The sequence below is a fragment of the Bradyrhizobium macuxiense genome, from assembly GCF_007993935.1.
Lineage (GTDB): Bacteria > Pseudomonadota > Alphaproteobacteria > Rhizobiales > Xanthobacteraceae > Bradyrhizobium > Bradyrhizobium macuxiense_A.
Genome location: NZ_VITY01000007.1, coordinates 362,586 through 378,258, shown reverse-complemented (window position 1 = coordinate 378,258; position 15,673 = coordinate 362,586). Strand labels below are relative to the sequence as shown.

The window sequence follows — 15,673 nt, the reverse complement described above, 5'->3', positions numbered from 1 at the left end:
GAACGGGTCAGCAACGCAAGCCCCTGACGCTTTCCGTTCGTCGATGCAAAGGACCATTCCATGCGCGACTTCCGTGATGCCAAGGCCATGGCGCAGACGCTGCGCGAAGCGCTCGGCGCCAAGTCGATCCCCCTCACCCAAAGCGACTGCCTGGAGCTGATCGCCAGGCTGTTCGGTCAACGCGACTGGAACACGCTGGCGGCACGAATCCAGGTCGCCGGGCCGGCAAGCATGTCGGCCCGGGCTGCAGAGCCCGCTGCGGAATCACCACCGATCACGGCGCGGCAGGAGATCGCCGTCGATCCAGCCGCGCTCGATCATTATTCCGGATTCTACCAGCTCAACGATCGCGCCGTGTTCACGGTGACGCCCGATGGACATCATCTGGTGATGCAGCTCACCGGACAGCGCTCGGTGCGGTTCTTTGCGGAGAGCGCAACAGAATTCTTCGCCAAGATTGTCGATGCCCAGGTCAGTTTCGTGGTCGGACCGGACGGACGCGCCACCTCGCTGGTTCTGCATCAGAACGGCAGCGATATTCCGATGCCGCGTATCGACGCCGCGACGGCAACGGAGATCGCCGATCAGACGGCGGAGCGCGTCAAGAACCAGTCGGCCAGTCCTGGAACCGAGGCTGCGCTTCATCGTCTGATCGATGGGATCGCGTCGGGGAATCCCGACTACAACGAGATGAGCCCGGCGTTAGCGGCGGCCACCCGCAAGCAGATGCAGTGGCTTCAGCCCCTCGCGGACCTGGGCAACATCCAGTCGATCCGCTTTCTCGGTGTCGGCGAGCAAGGCGAGGACGTCTATAGCGTCAGGCACGCGAACGGCGCCGCACACTGGCGCATCGCGCTTGACGACAAGGGGATCATTTCGACCGCGTGGGTGACGCCCGGACCGTAAAGCTGGCGCGGCTACTGAGCGGCGCTGGCGCGGCGCTCGCCCTTGATCGCCGGCAGCGCGCTCACCGGTGCGGCCTTCGGCATGTCGGGCACCGATCCGGTCGACACCGGATCGGGCAGCGGCGCGCGGGCGGTGGCGTCGGGGAAGCGGGTCTTCATCTCGCGGATGAAGCCGTCGAGCGTGTCGACGCTGGCGGCCATCCGCGCGATCTGGGCGAACTCGGCGCTCGAAGTCGCGACCGGCTTGCTGGCCGAATCGAACGCCAGCTTGTCGGCATCGCCGGACATCAGCGGCGCGTATTTTTCGCGGAACCGGGACAGCCCGATGGCGTCCTCGGCGAGCGCGTAGCCGACCACCGCGCGGATGACGTCGGCCTTCTCGCTCGGATTGAGCGGGGTGAAGTCGCGCCAGCGGTCGCCGTAGTACAGCTCGATCTGCTCGGATGCCTCGCGCCAGTGCCGCGACGCCCAGTAGATATCCGAACGCAGCCGGATCGCCTCGCGGCCGGTGATGTTCGAGATGATGTCGAGCGCAAGGTCATGCCGCCCGACGTCGCTCTGCGCGCGCGCCTCGAGCAGCAGCCGCTGCTGGCGCAGTTCGCCGGAAAGATCCGCGATCCGGGTCGAGCGCAGCGCGCCGATGGCGCGGTCGGGCTTGCGGTTCATCAGATAGACCATCGCAAGCCGCGCGGCGACCTGGGCGCGCGCCGCGCCTTCCAGCCGCTTGTCGACCTGGTACTGCAGGAGGTCGGCGGCCTGGTCGAGCAGATCGACGCCGACGAGGCGGTCGGCGAGCCGGCGGATCATCTCGTCGCCGCGGCGGCCGATCGGCGTCAGTTCGCGATATTCGTAGAAGGTGCCGAGCGCATCGATCGGCGCCAACTCGTCGCCTTTCGGGCCGAGATAAAGCTGCACGAACAGTGCCGAGGCGGCATCCTGGGCCTGGCGCGATTCCGGTGCGTTCGGCTGCAGCCGGGTCGCGGCACGCGTCACCGCGAAGGCGTCGGCGTAGCGCGCGGTCTCGGCATAGATCTTCGACAGCACATAGAGTGTCTTCAGCTCGATATTGTCGCCGCGCCACAGCATCGACAACAGCTCGAGCTCCTTCAGCACATCGTCGCGGCCGATCTCGCCGCGCTTCTGCTTGAGCAGCGTCTCGAGCAGCCTACCTTCGGCGGCGGCCTGGCGGTCGGCCGAATTGGCGGCGAAACGGTAGGCGTCGAGCGCATCCTTCTCCTGGCCGAGCGCTTCGGCGAGCCGGCCGCGCAGCACCGCGACCGCGGGCTTGAGCGCGTCGGGAACGCCGACCACGTCGAGATCGCTCTTGCGCCGCGCGGCGCCGGCATAATCCTTGACCTCGAGCGAGGCCTTCATCGAATCCATGGTGACGATGCGCTGCAGGTCGGGCGGCAGCGTCGCGACCGCGAATTCGGCGTTCTTGAATTTTTCGCGCGCCTCGGCCCATTTGCCTTCGCGGGCGAAGGCCAGTCCCTTCCACAATTGGGAATCGTAGCCGTTGCCGATCACGGGATTGGCGAGATCCTTCATGCCGCGTTCGGGGTGGCCGATCAGGATGCTGGCGACCGCGTGCACCATCACCACGGACGCCGTCTCGCTGCCGCGCTTGCTCTCGGACAGGATCAGGTTGGCGACACCATGGGCTTCCTGGTACATGCCGCGCGCCATGAAGAACTCGGCGAGATCGAGCCGCGCCTGTGGCAGCTGCTCGGCATTGGCCGTCGAAGCCGCCGCAATCAGGCCGTCGAGCTGCTTGAGGAAATTCTCCGACTGGTTCTTGCGCCATTCATCCGGATCGAACAGCGGCTTCACCGCCGCGGTCGCGCGTTCGGCGGCGACATCGGCCGACGACAACGTCAGGCCGCCGGGCCGGCCCAGCATCACCTTGTCGGCGCCGACCTCGGCCTTGACGTCGTCGGCGTTCGGATGAACCACGACGCCGTGGATCGATTCCAGCAGCGAGAGCTCGACGAAATCCTGCCGCTTGATGATGCCGCGGGTCGGCGGCGGGGCGGTCACGACCCAGAGCGTATCGCCCGCATCGGGGTCAACCAGTTTGTGCAGCTGGCCGGCATTGGCGAGCGGCACGCTGACATTGGCGAGCGACGGCTCGCTGATGTTGCGTACCACTGACAGCGGCAATGGCGGCTTCTGCACACGGTCGGCAAAGGTCAGCGCCCAGCTCACGCCGCGCGAACGGTCGTCGCTTTCGAGCGACGGCATCTGCGGCCGGTTGAGGCGGAAGCGCACCGCCTGCCCCTTCTCCAGCGCGATCCGGCTGACATCTGCGATCAGCGAGCCGCCCTTGGCGCGGATCGGATCGACATCGATCGCCTCGGGCGTATCGAACACCATCCACACCGTGTCGGCGCGGCGGAACAGTGCTGCCGGCGTCGGACCGGGGAACGAGAAGGTCACGCGAAGGCCGTCGCTGTCGCGCTGGGCGTCGACCGAGGACTTGGCGATGGACTTGGCGCCGGCGCGGGCTTCGGCAGACGGCGATGGCGCAGCGGCAGGCTTCGGCGTCTCCATCGCCGGCGCGGCTGCGACGGCGGGCGCAGGCTTCGGCGCCTCGCTGACGGGCGCCTTGTTCGGCTCCGCCGCGGCACCGGCGCTGCCCTCGCGCGGCGCGACCGCGTTCTCGACGTCGGCCGCCGGTGCGGCCGCGATCTTGGGCAGTTCCGGATCGGGTAGCTCCGATCTCGGCTGTTCGGATTTCGCGGGCGCGGCCGCCGGTTGTTCGGTCGTGGCCTGCTCGGGCTTGGCCGGCTCGGATTGCGGCGGCTCGGATTTGGTCTGCTCGGATGTGGCCTGCTCAGATTTGGCAGGCTCCGCTTTAGGTTGATCGGGCTTGATCTCGATCTTGGCCTGCCGCGCGATGCTTTCCGATGTCACCGGCGCCATCGCCGCAGCGCCCTTCTTGCCACGCGGCGTCGTCGGCAACAGCGAGCTCAGCGAGGGTTTTGCCGCCTGCTGCTGATCGTTCTGCTGGAACGCGACATCGACGATGTAGTTCTTCTCGTCGCGGAACGAATGCACGTCGACATCGCCGATCAAGGTCACATCAACCGCCGAGGTATCCGTATCGGCGCGCGAACTGATCGACGCGACGTTCGGCGGAGCGGCGACCTTGGCATCGGCAAGGTCGAAGCTCAGCACCGAGTTGAAGGACAGCGTCAGCTTCTGCTCGTTCAACACCGAGGAGACGCTGACCCCGTCGGGAACCTCGAACACGAAGCGGACGAAGGTCGGCTGCACCAGTGCGCGAACGCGGATCGGCGGCTTCTTCCTGGCGGCGTCGGCGGCGCGCTGGATGCGCAGCAGCCGCTCGGCGGCGCGAGCGCGCTCCGCCAGTTCGCGGATCACGTCCTGCGGCAGCGACGGCGGCGGGCCGGTCCAGCCGTCGGGCAGGAAGTCGACGAAGATGCGCTCGCCGGCGGTCATGGTGTTGACGGTGACGCGGCGCGCCAGCGACAGGCGGATCGCCGAGCCGTCCGGATCGCGGCGGGCGGCGCCGACATAGTCGGGCACCGCATCCGACAGTTTCTCGACGGGGATATCGACCGGACGCTTGAAGCGGATCACGATGATCGAGCCGGCGGTCGTGACCTCCGACTCGACATCCTCCTTCAGCTTCAGCACCAGCCTTGCATAGCCGTTCGCTGCCGAGAACGTCGCCTCGCCCGGCACCGGGTCGTCGGCATGTGCCGCAGTCGAGAATGTGAGGGTCGTAAGGGCAAGGCCGATGGCGAGCAGGCACAGGCGCGCGGTCCGCGCCCAGGCGCGGCCTAGCGACCATGTTCCAGCGGCAGCCGTTCGCGCCATCTCGAAACGTCTTCTCGGGACCTCAGCCATACCAGCGCGAAGCGCCCTCGCCCACGCGCCCCGATCTTGGATCGGGCGACGTTAAGGAGCTGTTAACGTAAACCCATCGACTGCATTTTCGGGGCGCGGCGTAGGCGCCTGGTTCCACATTCACTCGCCGCGAACGGCGAGCGCTCGCCCGATTGCCGAGCGGCCGATCATGCTGACCTCAGATGCAGAATTAACTCTCCGAATGAGCCCGGGAATGCCCGGCCTTGCCTGGCCCGGAAACGCAATGATAAATTCGACTATTGATTGATTTAAGCTCTTTTCAAACCAAAGTTATGAACGAAGTCGCACGCCGGAATGCTTTTGCAGGAGACGACCCGGCGCAGGCAATTGTCTGTGCTCTCCTGATCGCTTTTGCGGTCTTGCCATTCGTCAGTGGTAACGGCGAGGGCCCCGGGTTCGATTTTTCATGTTTTTGGGGCGCGGGCACGTTGGCGCTCGATGGCCACGCGGCCGCTGCTTACGACTGGGAGCAACTGCATCAGCAGCTTCTCCTTCGGATGCCGCCGATCGATCAACTCCGCTATCCCTACGATCAGATTCCACTGCCGTTCTTTTATCCGCCAGTGTTTCTCCTGGTCCTGGCGCCCTTTGCGCTGCTGCCGTTTCCGACCGCGTTCTGGGTTTGGAGCGCGGCAAAGCTGTCTTGCTGGCTCCTTGTCATCTATGCCATCCGGCCACGCCCGGGCGCCCTGCTGCTGGCACTCGCGACCCCGCCGGTCTTCTACGATGTGTTTCACGGCCAAACCGGGCTGCTTGCCTCAGCGTTGCTCGGCGGCATCCTGCTGACGCTGGACAGGCGCCCGCTCCTCAGTGGCTTCCTGATCGCGCTGCTCGTCTTCAAACCTCAATTCGGTGTTCTTCTTCCCTTCGTGTTGATCGCGACCAAGCGTTGGAACGTCATCATCAGCGCAGCTTTGGCAACGCTGGCTCTCATGCTGCTCACCGGAGCGAGCTTCGGCTGGGATACGTTCAAGGCATTCGTCGAAGGGGCAACGACTGTTTCGACGCGGCTTCAGGCTGGTGGAGGGGTCGCCTGGTATAATCTGTCGAGTGTTTATGGCCTGCTGCGGGTTGCCGGCCTTGGTTACGGACTGGCTTGGTCGCTCCATATGGCCGTCGCGGCAGCCGCGCTGGTCTGGGTGGTCGTGCTATGGCGCCGCAACGTCAGCTTCGCCCTTCAAGCGGCCAGCCTGCTTGCGGCAACGCCGCTGATGTCTCCCTACTTCGTCATCTACGATCTTCCGATCCTGGCGATGGCGCTGGTCTTCCTGATGAAGGCTGACCTCGACCAGGGCTCGCCGGTCGTCAATCGGCGAGCCATCCGTATCGGTCTCAGCGTCATCGTCGTACTAGGCTACGCTTTCCCGTTCGTGCTCGTGCCGGTTGGTCCGTTCATGTGCGCAGCGGTGATCGCGATCATCTGGATGAAATGCAGACAACCTGATCTCAGGCCGGATCCGGCCTACGGCTGAAGATGCCGACGCCTGGCAATTGACGGGCTGCTCGATCAGACCCCGTCAATTGGTCTTCGGCGCAAGCATCTTGCCTTCGATCTTGGGGAGATCGTCGGTCGATGCCGACTTGTCGCCGCCGGCGCGGCGGGCGAGTTCGACCGTGAGCCGCTCGGCGGCTTCGGGCTGCATCAAGCCCAGGATGTCGGACATCTTGCGCGGCTGGATCTGCGAGGCGATCTGGTAGAGCACGTTCATTTCCAGGCGATCGAACACCTTGGCCGCATCCTTCGGCTTCATGTTCTCGTACATGGTGACGATGCCCTTGAAGCGCGCGGCCTCGGCTTCCGCCTTGGCCGCGGCGTCGGCGTTCGCCTTGACGTCATTGGCCTTGGCTTCCTCGACTTTGGCCTCGATGCGCTTCTCGGCGGCCTTCAACAGGCTCTCGCGGATCTCGACCTCGCGGGCGCGCGTCTCAAGCTCCTGGCGACGCGACTGCAGCCGTTCCAGGATTGCGCGTTCGGATGCCGACACCGGCGCCGGCGCATCCAGATTGACCACGACGCCGTCGGGCTTGGAGGGCTCCGCGGCCGGCGCCGCCGGCTTCGGTGTCTCTTCCTTCTTGTCGTCCTTCTTCTCCACCGATCCCGTGATGTCGCCGGGATCGGGCTTGTTCTTGCTGTCGACGACCGCCTTGCCGGCGCCGGGGAAGTTGAAATTCTGCTGCGCCCAGGACGGACCGGCCGGGCTGGCCGGCGGCGCGTCGTCGGCGAACACGTAACCGCCATCGAGCACGAGGCCCGCGACCTTCAGCACCATCAGGCCGAAGATCGCGACCAGCACCACAGGCATCACTCTGATGTCACGAAGCAACTTCATGCAGCGAGGCCGCCGGCCCTCCTGCGCTCGGTGAAGGCTTCAGCCGCCGCGGCAACCGCGCGTGCGGCAGAAACCCGCGGCGCTGGCGCCACTGGGGCGGCGGGCGCAGCTGGCGGCGCTGGTGCGCGCGCGGGCTCCGGCGGCCGCGCGGCCGCCGCGATCTTGGACAGGCGGCGGACCACGCCATCACCTTCGGCGAGCTGGGTCTTCAGCAGCGCCGACATCTGCGTCGCCGCATCGAGCTGGTTGCCGAGGTTCTCGTTGACGTCGCGCACCGCGTGCTTCAATCCGCCGATCGCCCGCTCGGCGATCTCGGTCGCGGTGATCAACTCGGCGATGACAGCCTTCAGCGAATGCTCGTCCGCCTTCAGCCGCTGCAGGCGCTTGTTGAGCAGCCAGCAATAGCCGATGGTCAACATCAGCAGCACGGCCACCAGACTCTCGATCGCTAGTCCAAGCACATGACTCATGGTGCCTCCATCATCTTGGTCCGCTCGTCCGCCTTCTCGAACATCGCGAAGGTGGTTTGGGGTTTACGCAAATTCTTGGTGACGCGGATCGCGACACGGTCGCCGACGCGGCCCATCCGGCCTTCCGTCAGGGTGACGTTGCCGCAACGCACCGAGACCAGCGCGTCGGAGCGGATGTCCAGCGGCAGCGTGTCGCCGACCTTGAGCTTCATCAGCTGCTTCAGCGGGATGTCGGCCTCGTACAGCACCGCATCGACCGAGATCTCGGCCTGCGCCACTTCGGTGGCGAAATGGCCTTCCCAGATCGGGTCGCGGCCGAATTTTTCGCCCATGAACATCTGCAACAGCACGTTGCGGATCGGTTCGATGGTGGCGTAAGGCAGCAGCAATTCGACATTGCCGCCGCGGTCTTCCATGTCGATGCGCAGGCGGACCAGGATCGCGGCGTTGGCCGGGCGGCTGATCGCGGCAAAGCGCGGATTGGTCTCGAGCCGGTCGATCGAGAAGGTCACCGGCGACAGCGGCCGGAACGCCTGCTCGGCATCCGACAGCACCACCTCGACCAGCCGCTTCACCAGATTGGTCTCGATCGTGGTGTAAGGCCGGCCCTCGATGCGGAGCTGGGTCTGGCCGCGGCGGCCGCCGAGCAGCACGTCGATCATCGAATAGATCAGGCTGGAATCGACGGTGGCGAGACCGAAATTCTCCCACTCCTCGGCCTTGAACACCGAGAGCACCGCCGGCAGCGGGATCGAATTCATGTAGTCGCCGAACCGCACCGAGGTGATGCGGTCGAGCGAGACCTCGACGTTGTCGGAGGTGAAATTGCGCAAGCTGGTCGTCATCAACCGCACCAGGCGGTCGAACACGATTTCGAGCATCGGCAGACGCTCGTAGGACACCATCGCGGAATCGATGATGGCGCGGATGCCGGAATGATCGTCGAGGCTGACGTCGCCGACCGTGAAGCCGAGGAGATTGTCGATCTCCTCCTGCGACAGCACGCGCTCGCCATTGGTGTTCTTGCCGCCGAAGTCACGGCTGCCATCCTCGACCATGGCGGCCCATTGCAGCGCCATGTTCTCGGTGAGTTCGTTCTTGGCAGCTTCCGCCGCGGCCGCCGCGGGATCCTCGGAATCGAGCGAGGCTTCCCATTGGGCCGCAATGGCGTCCTGGTCCATCTGGTCGTTGCCGGCCATGGCTTTACATCCACCCCGTCACTGGATCACGACTTCCTTGAACAGCACGGCGTTGACCTGGTTGGGCGCCACCGCGAGGTTGACGCGCTTGGTCAGCTCCTCCTTGAGGCGGAACAGGCCGGCCGAGCCGTTGAGGTCGCTCGGGCGCAGCTCGCGCATATAGGTCTGGAACAGGTCGGTGACACGCGGCAACGCCGGCTTGATCGCCTCGACCTGCTTCTCTTCCTTGATCTCGAGCACGAGCTTCAGCTTGAGGTATTGCACGCGTTCGCCGGGTGCGCCGACCAGATTGACCAGCATGTCCGGCACATCGACGAAACTCGGCGGCTTCGGCGGCGGCGCTTCGGCGTGCTGCTCCTCGCCGTGGCCGCGCATGAAGAAGAACCAGCCGCCCGCGCCCGCGCCGAGCACGACGAGGAAGCCGACGACGGCAATGATCAGCTTGAGCTTGCCCTTCTTCGGAGCGGCCGCGCCTTCGCCGCTATCCGTCTTTTCCTCGTCCGCCATCGTCCGCTCGCTTCAACCCGAAGGATGCGAACGCGATTTGCCCCAGCTTTGGCCTGAAGACGCGATACAAATGCCGCCGGCGCACACGCGCCCCAATGCCGTCAACGCTAAGGTAATAATGGTTAACGGAAGCTTAGGATTTACCATCCACTAGGAAAAAACTGCCGGGCAAACATGGTCAACAAGACCTTTCTGCCGCCCCTACGGTCCCCGGCCAGACACCTAAGCCATTCAAATATATCACTATTTCAAGTTGGCACGGCTTTCGCTGAGAGGACGGCGTGACTGGCGGGTTTGGGAGAACCCAATGGTTACCGACGGTCCGGCGTGAAGGTTTGGGAGAACCTGCATCGGATCACCTCACAGGGGAGAACCGCCGATGCAGAATACGCTTCTGGTCGGACTATCGAAGCAGATGGTGCTGGAACGGCAAATGGATGTCGTTTCCAACAACATCGCGAACATGACCACCAACGGCTACAAGGCCGACCGATCGCTGTTCCAGGAGTATCTCTCCTCGAACGCGCATGAGGACAATTTCGCGGCTCGCGACCGCCGCGTCTCCTTCGTGCAGGACCGCGCGACCTTCCACGACTTCTCGCAGGGTCCGACCGAAGAGACCAAGAACCCGCTCGACGTCGCGATCGACGGCAACGCCTTTCTGGTGGTGCAGACGCCGGCCGGCGAGCGCTACACCCGCGAAGGCAATCTTCAGATCAACAATCGCGGCCAGTTGATCACCGCCTCCGGCTACCAGGTGCTCGGCACCTCCGGGCCGATCACGTTCCAGCAGACCGATCACGACGTCAACATCGCCCCCGACGGCAACATTTCCGTGCTCGAGGGCACGTCCCGCCTCGACTCGATCCGCGGCAAGCTGCGCCTCGTCTCGTTCGCGCAGGCCCAGCGCCTGCTCAAGGAAGGCTCCAATCTCTACGCGCCCGGCGAAGGCGCGCAGCCGCTGCCGGACACCAAGTCCCAAATCCGCCAGGGCTTCATCGAGAAGTCGAACGTCAATTCCGTCGTCGAGATGAGCCGCATGATCGAGATCACGCGGACCTACACCCAAATCGCCTCGCTGCTGCAGCAGCAGAGCGACCTGCACAAATCGGCGATCGAGAAGCTCGCCGACGTGCCGAACTGATCCGGGGGATTGACCGATGCGCGCACTTTATACCGCAGCGACCGGAATGGCGGCACAGGAACTCAGCGTTCAGGTGATCTCCAACAACATCGCGAACCTGCGCACCACCGGCTACAAGAAGCAGCGCGCGGCGTTCCAGGACCTGATCTACGACCATGTGCGCCGGGTCGGCGCGCAGGCTTCCGACCAGAACACCATCATGCCGATGGGCATCGACCTCGGCGGCGGCGTGAAGACCGTCGGCACGCCGCGCATGATGACCCAGGGCACGCTGTCGCCGACCGGCAACGATCTCGACATCGCGATCCGCGGCGAGGGCTTCTTCAAGATCCTGACGCCGGACGGCACCTTCACCTACACCCGCGACGGTTCGTTCCAGATGGACAATCAGGGCCGCATCGTCAACGCGCAGGGCAATCTGGTGCAACCGACGATCACGATCCCGCAGAACGCATCCGGCCTCACCATCAATGCGCAGGGCCAGGTCTCAGTGACGCTGCCGGGCCAGACCGCATCGACCAACATCGGCACGATCGGCCTGACCCGCTTTATCAACAAGGCCGGGCTGATGCCGATCGGCGACAATCTGTTTCAGGAAACGCCGGCCTCCGGCCAGCCCCAGGACGGCACCGCCAACACCGACGGCTATGGCGACATGCAGCAGAGCAACCTTGAACAGGCCAATGTAGAGGTGGTCTCGGAAATCTCCGACCTGATCGCGGCGCAGCGCGCCTACGAGATGAACTCGAAGGTGGTCTCCGCCGCCGACCAGATGATGCAGTCGACCTCCAACCTGTTCCGCTGAGGATGATGTCGATGATCGCCCGCTCACTCCTGATCGCCGCCGCGCTCCTCGCGGTGACCGTGGCGCCGGCAGCCGCGCAGAGCCGCAGCGAGACCATCGCGGCGCCGACGCTGCGCGCCAGCATCACCGTCGCGGACGACATCGTGCGGGTCGGCGATCTCATCGACAATGCTGGCAGCGCCGGCAGCATCGCGGTCTACCGCGCGCCTGATCTCGGTACCACGGGCACGCTGCCGGTCGCGCAGGTGCTCAACGTTCTGCGCGCGCACCAGGTGATCGGCGTCGACACCCGCGAGCTGAAGGAGATCACCGTCACGCGGCTCGCGCGCACCATCGACGGCAAGGAAATCGAGCAGCAGCTGTCGCGCGCCCTCGAGGGCCGCCACGGCCTCGGCCGGGCCGGCAACATCGCGCTGACCTTCGACCGCGATCCCGGCGATATCAGACTGGAAGCGACCAACACCGGCGCGATGCAGCCGATCGCGGTGCGCTACGACCCGCGCTCGACGCGCTTCGACGTCACCTTCGAGATCAGCAACGATTCCGGCGCGGCGCCGTACAAGCTGCGCCTCACCGGCACCGCGATCGAAACCATCGAGGCCGCCGTGCTGACCCGCAATGTCGAACGCGGCGACGTGCTGAAGGCCTCCGACGTGATGATCGAGCGCCGCCCGAAGGCCGACATCGGCAACGACGCGGCGACGCGCGACGGCACCATCGGCATGCAGATGCGTCGCCAGCTCCGCGCCGGCCAGGCCCTGCGCGTCGCCGACATGGCGAAACCCGATCTCGTCACCCGCGACCAGAACGTCGTGCTGATCTACCGCACCGCCGGCATCTATCTCACCATCCGCGGCAAGGCGATGGATGGCGGCGCCGAGGGCGACGTCGTCAGCGTGATGAACTTGCAGTCCAAGCGCGCCGTCTCCGGCGTCGTCACCGGCCGCGGCGAGGTCTCGATCTCGATCGCGACCCCGCGTGCGGCACCTAGCGCCGATGCCACCTCTTCAGATTCCGCTCCCGTCAAGCTGAGTTCAGTCGCACCAAACGCCGAGTAAAGTTCATGTCCCAGTATCGTATCAACCGCCTCATCCTGACCGGTGCGCTGTTGGCGCTCGGAACGATCGCCAGCGGTTGCTCGTCGATCGACCGCCTCTCCCAGATCGGCGAACAGCCGAAGCTGACGTCGATCGACAATCCGACGACGCAGCCCGGCTACAAGCCGGTGCAGATGCCGATGCCGAAGCCCGAGGTCGCCTCCTACAGCCCGAACTCGCTGTGGCGCAGCGGCTCTCGCGCCTTCTTCAAGGACCAGCGCGCCGCGCGCGTCGGCGACCTGCTGACCATCACGGTGAATTTCACCGACAAGGCGGCGATCGCCAACGAGACCCAGCGCAGCCGCACCAATTCGGAAGACTCCGGGGTCACCAACTTCCTGGGCTCGCAGACCATCACGCAGGCCAACAAGATCCTGCCCGGAAAGATCCTGACCGCCGAGTCCACAGCGTCCAGCGACGGCAAGGGCTCCGTGAACCGGCAGGAAGCGTTGCAGACCAGCGTCGCCGCGGTCGTCACCCAGGTGTTGCCGAACGGCAATCTGGTGGTCGAGGGCAAGCAGGAGATCCGGGTCAACTTCGAAATCCGCGAACTGATCGTGGCCGGCATCGTGCGCCCGGAGGACATCCAGAGCGACAACACCATCGACTCCTCGAAGATCGCCCAGGCCCGCATCGCCTATGGCGGCCGCGGCCAGATCACCGACGTGCAACAGCCGCGCTACGGCCAGCAGGTTCTCGACGTGCTCTTGCCCTTCTAGCCGCATGATCCCGAAGGTTTCGGGTGAGGATCATGCCTGAGTAAGATTTTCACGAGCTCCCACATCTCGTCGCGAACCTAGGCGCGGCGCGGTGTACCAACACGGCCCTCGCCAGCTCCCCTGGCGGGGGCCGTGGCATTTAGAGCCCCAAAACAAACCGAGAGCCTTGTTCCGATTCAATCGGAACGGAAGGGCTCCTGTGACCGGTCGCATGCACTCGCGCTGCCGTCGCGCACCAATCCGATACCGCTTCGCGCAAGTCGTGCGATCGCCTTCTCGGTTCGTTAACCGTCGCAGCAGCGCGCAGTGGCGGTCCCGGCGCTTGCAACGTAGCAAGAGGACAACGCAGGGTTTTCTGTTTCTATGACAGTCATGCAAAGAGACGGGCAATATGCGGCGTGGTTCCGGACGCCGCGGGGCGAAGGCACCGGAATAGTCCAGCTCGCAAACGGCAGGATCAGCGGCGGCGACGCCATGTTCACCTATGGCGGCTCCTACCAGCTCGACGAGAACCGCTTCACCGCGGTGCTGACGACGCGCCGATATGTCGACGGCCCGTTCACCACCGTGTTCGGCTGCGACGAGGTCGAGGCCGAGCTGACCGGCTCGTTCAGCGGCAATCGCGCGGTGTGCATGGGAACGGCAAAGCAGGCCCCCGGCGTGGTGTTCGAGGCCACGCTGTTTCTGCAGCAACCGGAAGCCGCGCCCACGCCGCCGCCGAAATCCGCGCCGGCTTCCAATGGCCTCGCAAGGCTGCCAAGGCCCACCGTCAGCCGCCGCGCGCCGAATCCGTTCGCAGGCAAGCGCTTCGTCTGATCCGTCCCCTTCCCGATGGCGTCCGCGCCCGAGCCGGCGTACCATCATGCCTGCGCGTCAAGCGCAGCCCGATCGATCCAGCCGGAAGGAGCAAGCCCATGTATGCCGCCATCCGTCAGGCCAAGGCAAAGACCGGCACCGCCGAAGAACTCGCGCGCCGGATCAAGGAAGGCGCGATCCCGATCATCAGCGACGTCGAAGGCTTCATGGCCTATTACGTGGTCTATGCCGGCGACGACACCGTCACCGCGATCAGCGTCTTCAACAATCATGCCAGTGCCGAGGAGGCCAACCGCCGCGCGCTGGCCTGGATCGACGACAATCTCGGTCCCTTGCTGGTCGGCCAGGCCACCGCCGTTGCAGGTCCGGTCATCGTGCATACGATGGCATGATGGCTGCAACGGGTTGCAGGTCCAGTCATCGTGCATACGATGGCATGATGGCTGCAACGGGTTGCGGGTCCAGTGATCGTGCATACGATGGCATGATGGCTGCAACGGGTTGCCGGTCCAGTGATCGTGCATAGGATGGCGTAGTGGCCGCTCCTCCGGCAAACTTCATCCGGCAGAACTTTCCCGCGGCATGTCAGGCGCGCGCCGCGTCGTCGCGATCTCTTTGAAAACACTGAGCTGACGCATGGCACGCCATTTGCTCCGCGATAGCAGGATCGCAACGGGGACAGCGCGCAGATGACGTCCATCTCGGCCTTTGGATCGGTCACAGCCGGCATGACGACTGGCACATTGAGGAAGCCGTTGACGGCCGACGCCTCCTCCTCCACGCAAGCCGCCGGCGGCAGCTCTTCCGACGACAGCGTCGAGCAGAAATTTCTCAAATACGCGCAGATGAGCCCGATGGACCGCATGCGCGCCAACATCCTCAAGAGCATGGGGCTGTCGGAGGAAGACCTGAAGAACATGACGCCGGATCAGCGCGCCGCGGTCGAACAGAAGATCAAGGAGTTGATCGAGCAGTCGTTCCAGAAAAACGCCGGCAAGGCCGGCCAGGCGGTCGATATCTCGGCCTAGTCCGGCCGCCTGCGGCCCGATGCACGGCCGAAATCGCTAGATCGGATAGCGCCATTTGAGCGCGCGACGCACGACCACCAGAGCCACGGCATCCACGAGGAGCGCGAGCCAAAGCAACGCCGGCGTCGACCGCAAGCCGACGTAAACAATGCAGCACGCCAGCCCGATCAGACCGGCGAGCAACGCAATCCACGTCCAGAACAGCGGCGAGCGGAAGATTCCGGTTGGCGCGGCGTCAAGCAATCTGGAGCCAGTCGGCGCTGGGAGAAACGAGCCCAGCAGAGCCTCCCAGAGCGCTTCCCAGTCCATTGCCAACAGCTCCGCCTTTCAGGTTTGTCGGACCCGCCGTCGGCGGGTTCAACCCGAGCGTCGTCGCCGGCCTCAAACGGCGCCGCGCGTCATACCACCGCTAGGCGGACACGGCTTCCGGCATCGGCATTCCGCGCAAGGAGATGGACGATCCGCCGAGCATCGCCTCGACCTTCATCGCCGCCAGCCACAGCAGCGCACCGCAAGTGAGGTCGATGACGTAATGGCCGCCGATCGGGATCGTCGAGACGAGGACGAGAAGGTTCCAGATCAGGGTGATGCCGAACAGCCATCTCGTGCCGATCGTCGCGAAAATCGTCATCAAGGCGAGGCAGGTGTGGAACGACGGAAACGTCACTACGCCCTGCAAATTGCTCAACGACAATTCGGGAGCGGCGGCGTTGCGCCGGAATTGGCCGTCAGCAGCGCCGAGATCGCGTCCGCGTCCGA

16 protein-coding genes are annotated in these 15,673 nt (G+C 65.0%); 9 read left to right on the top strand and 7 right to left on the bottom strand.

Features of this window, described 5'->3' with window-relative positions; genetic code table 11:
* Positions 1-60 precede the first annotated feature (60 nt).
* On the top strand, positions 61-906 hold the full coding sequence (locus FBZ93_RS20795) for a glyoxalase superfamily protein (RefSeq protein ID WP_146987987.1): 846 nt from the start codon (positions 61-63) through the stop codon (positions 904-906).
* Positions 907-917: 11 nt separating this feature from the next.
* Here the strand turns inward: FBZ93_RS20795 and FBZ93_RS20790 are convergent, their stop codons facing one another.
* Complete coding sequence (locus FBZ93_RS20790) at positions 918-4,748, bottom strand: tetratricopeptide repeat protein (protein ID WP_146987985.1); 3,831 nt, start codon at positions 4,746-4,748, stop codon at positions 918-920.
* Between the two features lie 323 nt (positions 4,749-5,071).
* On the opposite strand from FBZ93_RS20790, the gene FBZ93_RS20785 reads away from it, so the two are divergent.
* Positions 5,072-6,271 carry a glycosyltransferase family 87 protein gene (locus tag FBZ93_RS20785; RefSeq protein ID WP_146987983.1) on the top strand — a complete coding sequence of 400 codons (1,200 nt, stop codon included), beginning with the start codon at positions 5,072-5,074 and terminating at the stop codon, positions 6,269-6,271.
* Positions 6,272-6,316: 45 nt separating this feature from the next.
* Here the strand turns inward: FBZ93_RS20785 and FBZ93_RS20780 are convergent, their stop codons facing one another.
* From FBZ93_RS20780 to fliL, 4 genes are read right to left on the bottom strand one after another with little or no spacing between them, the layout of a single operon-like run.
* Positions 6,317-7,129 (bottom strand): MotE family protein, encoded by an 813-nt coding sequence (locus FBZ93_RS20780; RefSeq protein WP_146987981.1) that lies wholly within the window; start codon positions 7,127-7,129, stop codon positions 6,317-6,319.
* A complete protein-coding gene (locus tag FBZ93_RS20775) occupies positions 7,126-7,599 on the bottom strand; it encodes a DUF6468 domain-containing protein (RefSeq protein ID WP_146987980.1) in 474 nt (157 codons plus the stop codon). Before FBZ93_RS20775 ends, FBZ93_RS20780 begins: the two co-directional genes overlap by 4 nt.
* The gene (gene fliM / locus FBZ93_RS20770) at positions 7,596-8,798 is read right to left on the bottom strand and encodes a flagellar motor switch protein FliM (protein WP_146987978.1); all 1,203 of its coding nucleotides are present in this window, start codon (positions 8,796-8,798) and stop codon (positions 7,596-7,598) included. The genes FBZ93_RS20775 and fliM overlap by 4 nt, the downstream gene beginning before the upstream one ends.
* Before the next feature lie 18 nt (positions 8,799-8,816).
* Positions 8,817-9,305, bottom strand: coding sequence for a flagellar basal body-associated protein FliL (fliL, locus tag FBZ93_RS20765; protein ID WP_050424161.1), 489 nt, complete (start codon positions 9,303-9,305; stop codon positions 8,817-8,819).
* Between the two features lie 379 nt (positions 9,306-9,684).
* On the opposite strand from fliL, the gene flgF reads away from it, so the two are divergent.
* The 7 genes from flgF to FBZ93_RS20730 all read left to right on the top strand — a co-directional run bounded on the left by flgF (position 9,685) and on the right by FBZ93_RS20730 (position 14,914).
* Entirely contained in the window at positions 9,685-10,449 is a 765-nt protein-coding gene (gene flgF, locus FBZ93_RS20760) for a flagellar basal-body rod protein FlgF (protein ID WP_074129060.1), read from the top strand.
* A gap of 16 nt (positions 10,450-10,465) precedes the next feature.
* Positions 10,466-11,254 (top strand): flagellar basal-body rod protein FlgG, encoded by a 789-nt coding sequence (gene flgG, locus FBZ93_RS20755; protein WP_146987977.1) that lies wholly within the window; start codon positions 10,466-10,468, stop codon positions 11,252-11,254.
* Between the two features lie 2 nt (positions 11,255-11,256).
* The gene (gene flgA, locus FBZ93_RS20750) at positions 11,257-12,312 is read left to right on the top strand and encodes a flagellar basal body P-ring formation chaperone FlgA (protein WP_146987975.1); all 1,056 of its coding nucleotides are present in this window, start codon (positions 11,257-11,259) and stop codon (positions 12,310-12,312) included.
* Between the two features lie 5 nt (positions 12,313-12,317).
* Positions 12,318-13,070, top strand: a complete 753-nt coding sequence (flgH, locus tag FBZ93_RS20745; RefSeq protein WP_146987973.1) for a flagellar basal body L-ring protein FlgH — start codon at positions 12,318-12,320, stop codon at positions 13,068-13,070.
* A gap of 372 nt (positions 13,071-13,442) precedes the next feature.
* The gene (locus tag FBZ93_RS20740) at positions 13,443-13,886 is read left to right on the top strand and encodes a hypothetical protein (protein ID WP_167529143.1); all 444 of its coding nucleotides are present in this window, start codon (positions 13,443-13,445) and stop codon (positions 13,884-13,886) included.
* Positions 13,887-13,984: 98 nt separating this feature from the next.
* On the top strand, positions 13,985-14,278 hold the full coding sequence (locus FBZ93_RS20735) for an antibiotic biosynthesis monooxygenase (protein ID WP_146987970.1): 294 nt from the start codon (positions 13,985-13,987) through the stop codon (positions 14,276-14,278).
* A gap of 297 nt (positions 14,279-14,575) precedes the next feature.
* Complete coding sequence (locus FBZ93_RS20730) at positions 14,576-14,914, top strand: hypothetical protein (protein WP_208764036.1); 339 nt, start codon at positions 14,576-14,578, stop codon at positions 14,912-14,914.
* Between the two features lie 36 nt (positions 14,915-14,950).
* On the opposite strand, the gene FBZ93_RS20725 is transcribed toward FBZ93_RS20730, so the two are convergent.
* On the bottom strand, positions 14,951-15,223 hold the full coding sequence (locus FBZ93_RS20725; protein WP_146987968.1) for a hypothetical protein: 273 nt from the start codon (positions 15,221-15,223) through the stop codon (positions 14,951-14,953).
* A gap of 100 nt (positions 15,224-15,323) precedes the next feature.
* On the bottom strand, positions 15,324-15,602 hold the full coding sequence (locus FBZ93_RS40695) for a phosphatase PAP2 family protein (RefSeq protein ID WP_167529131.1): 279 nt from the start codon (positions 15,600-15,602) through the stop codon (positions 15,324-15,326).
* Positions 15,603-15,673 lie beyond the last annotated feature (71 nt).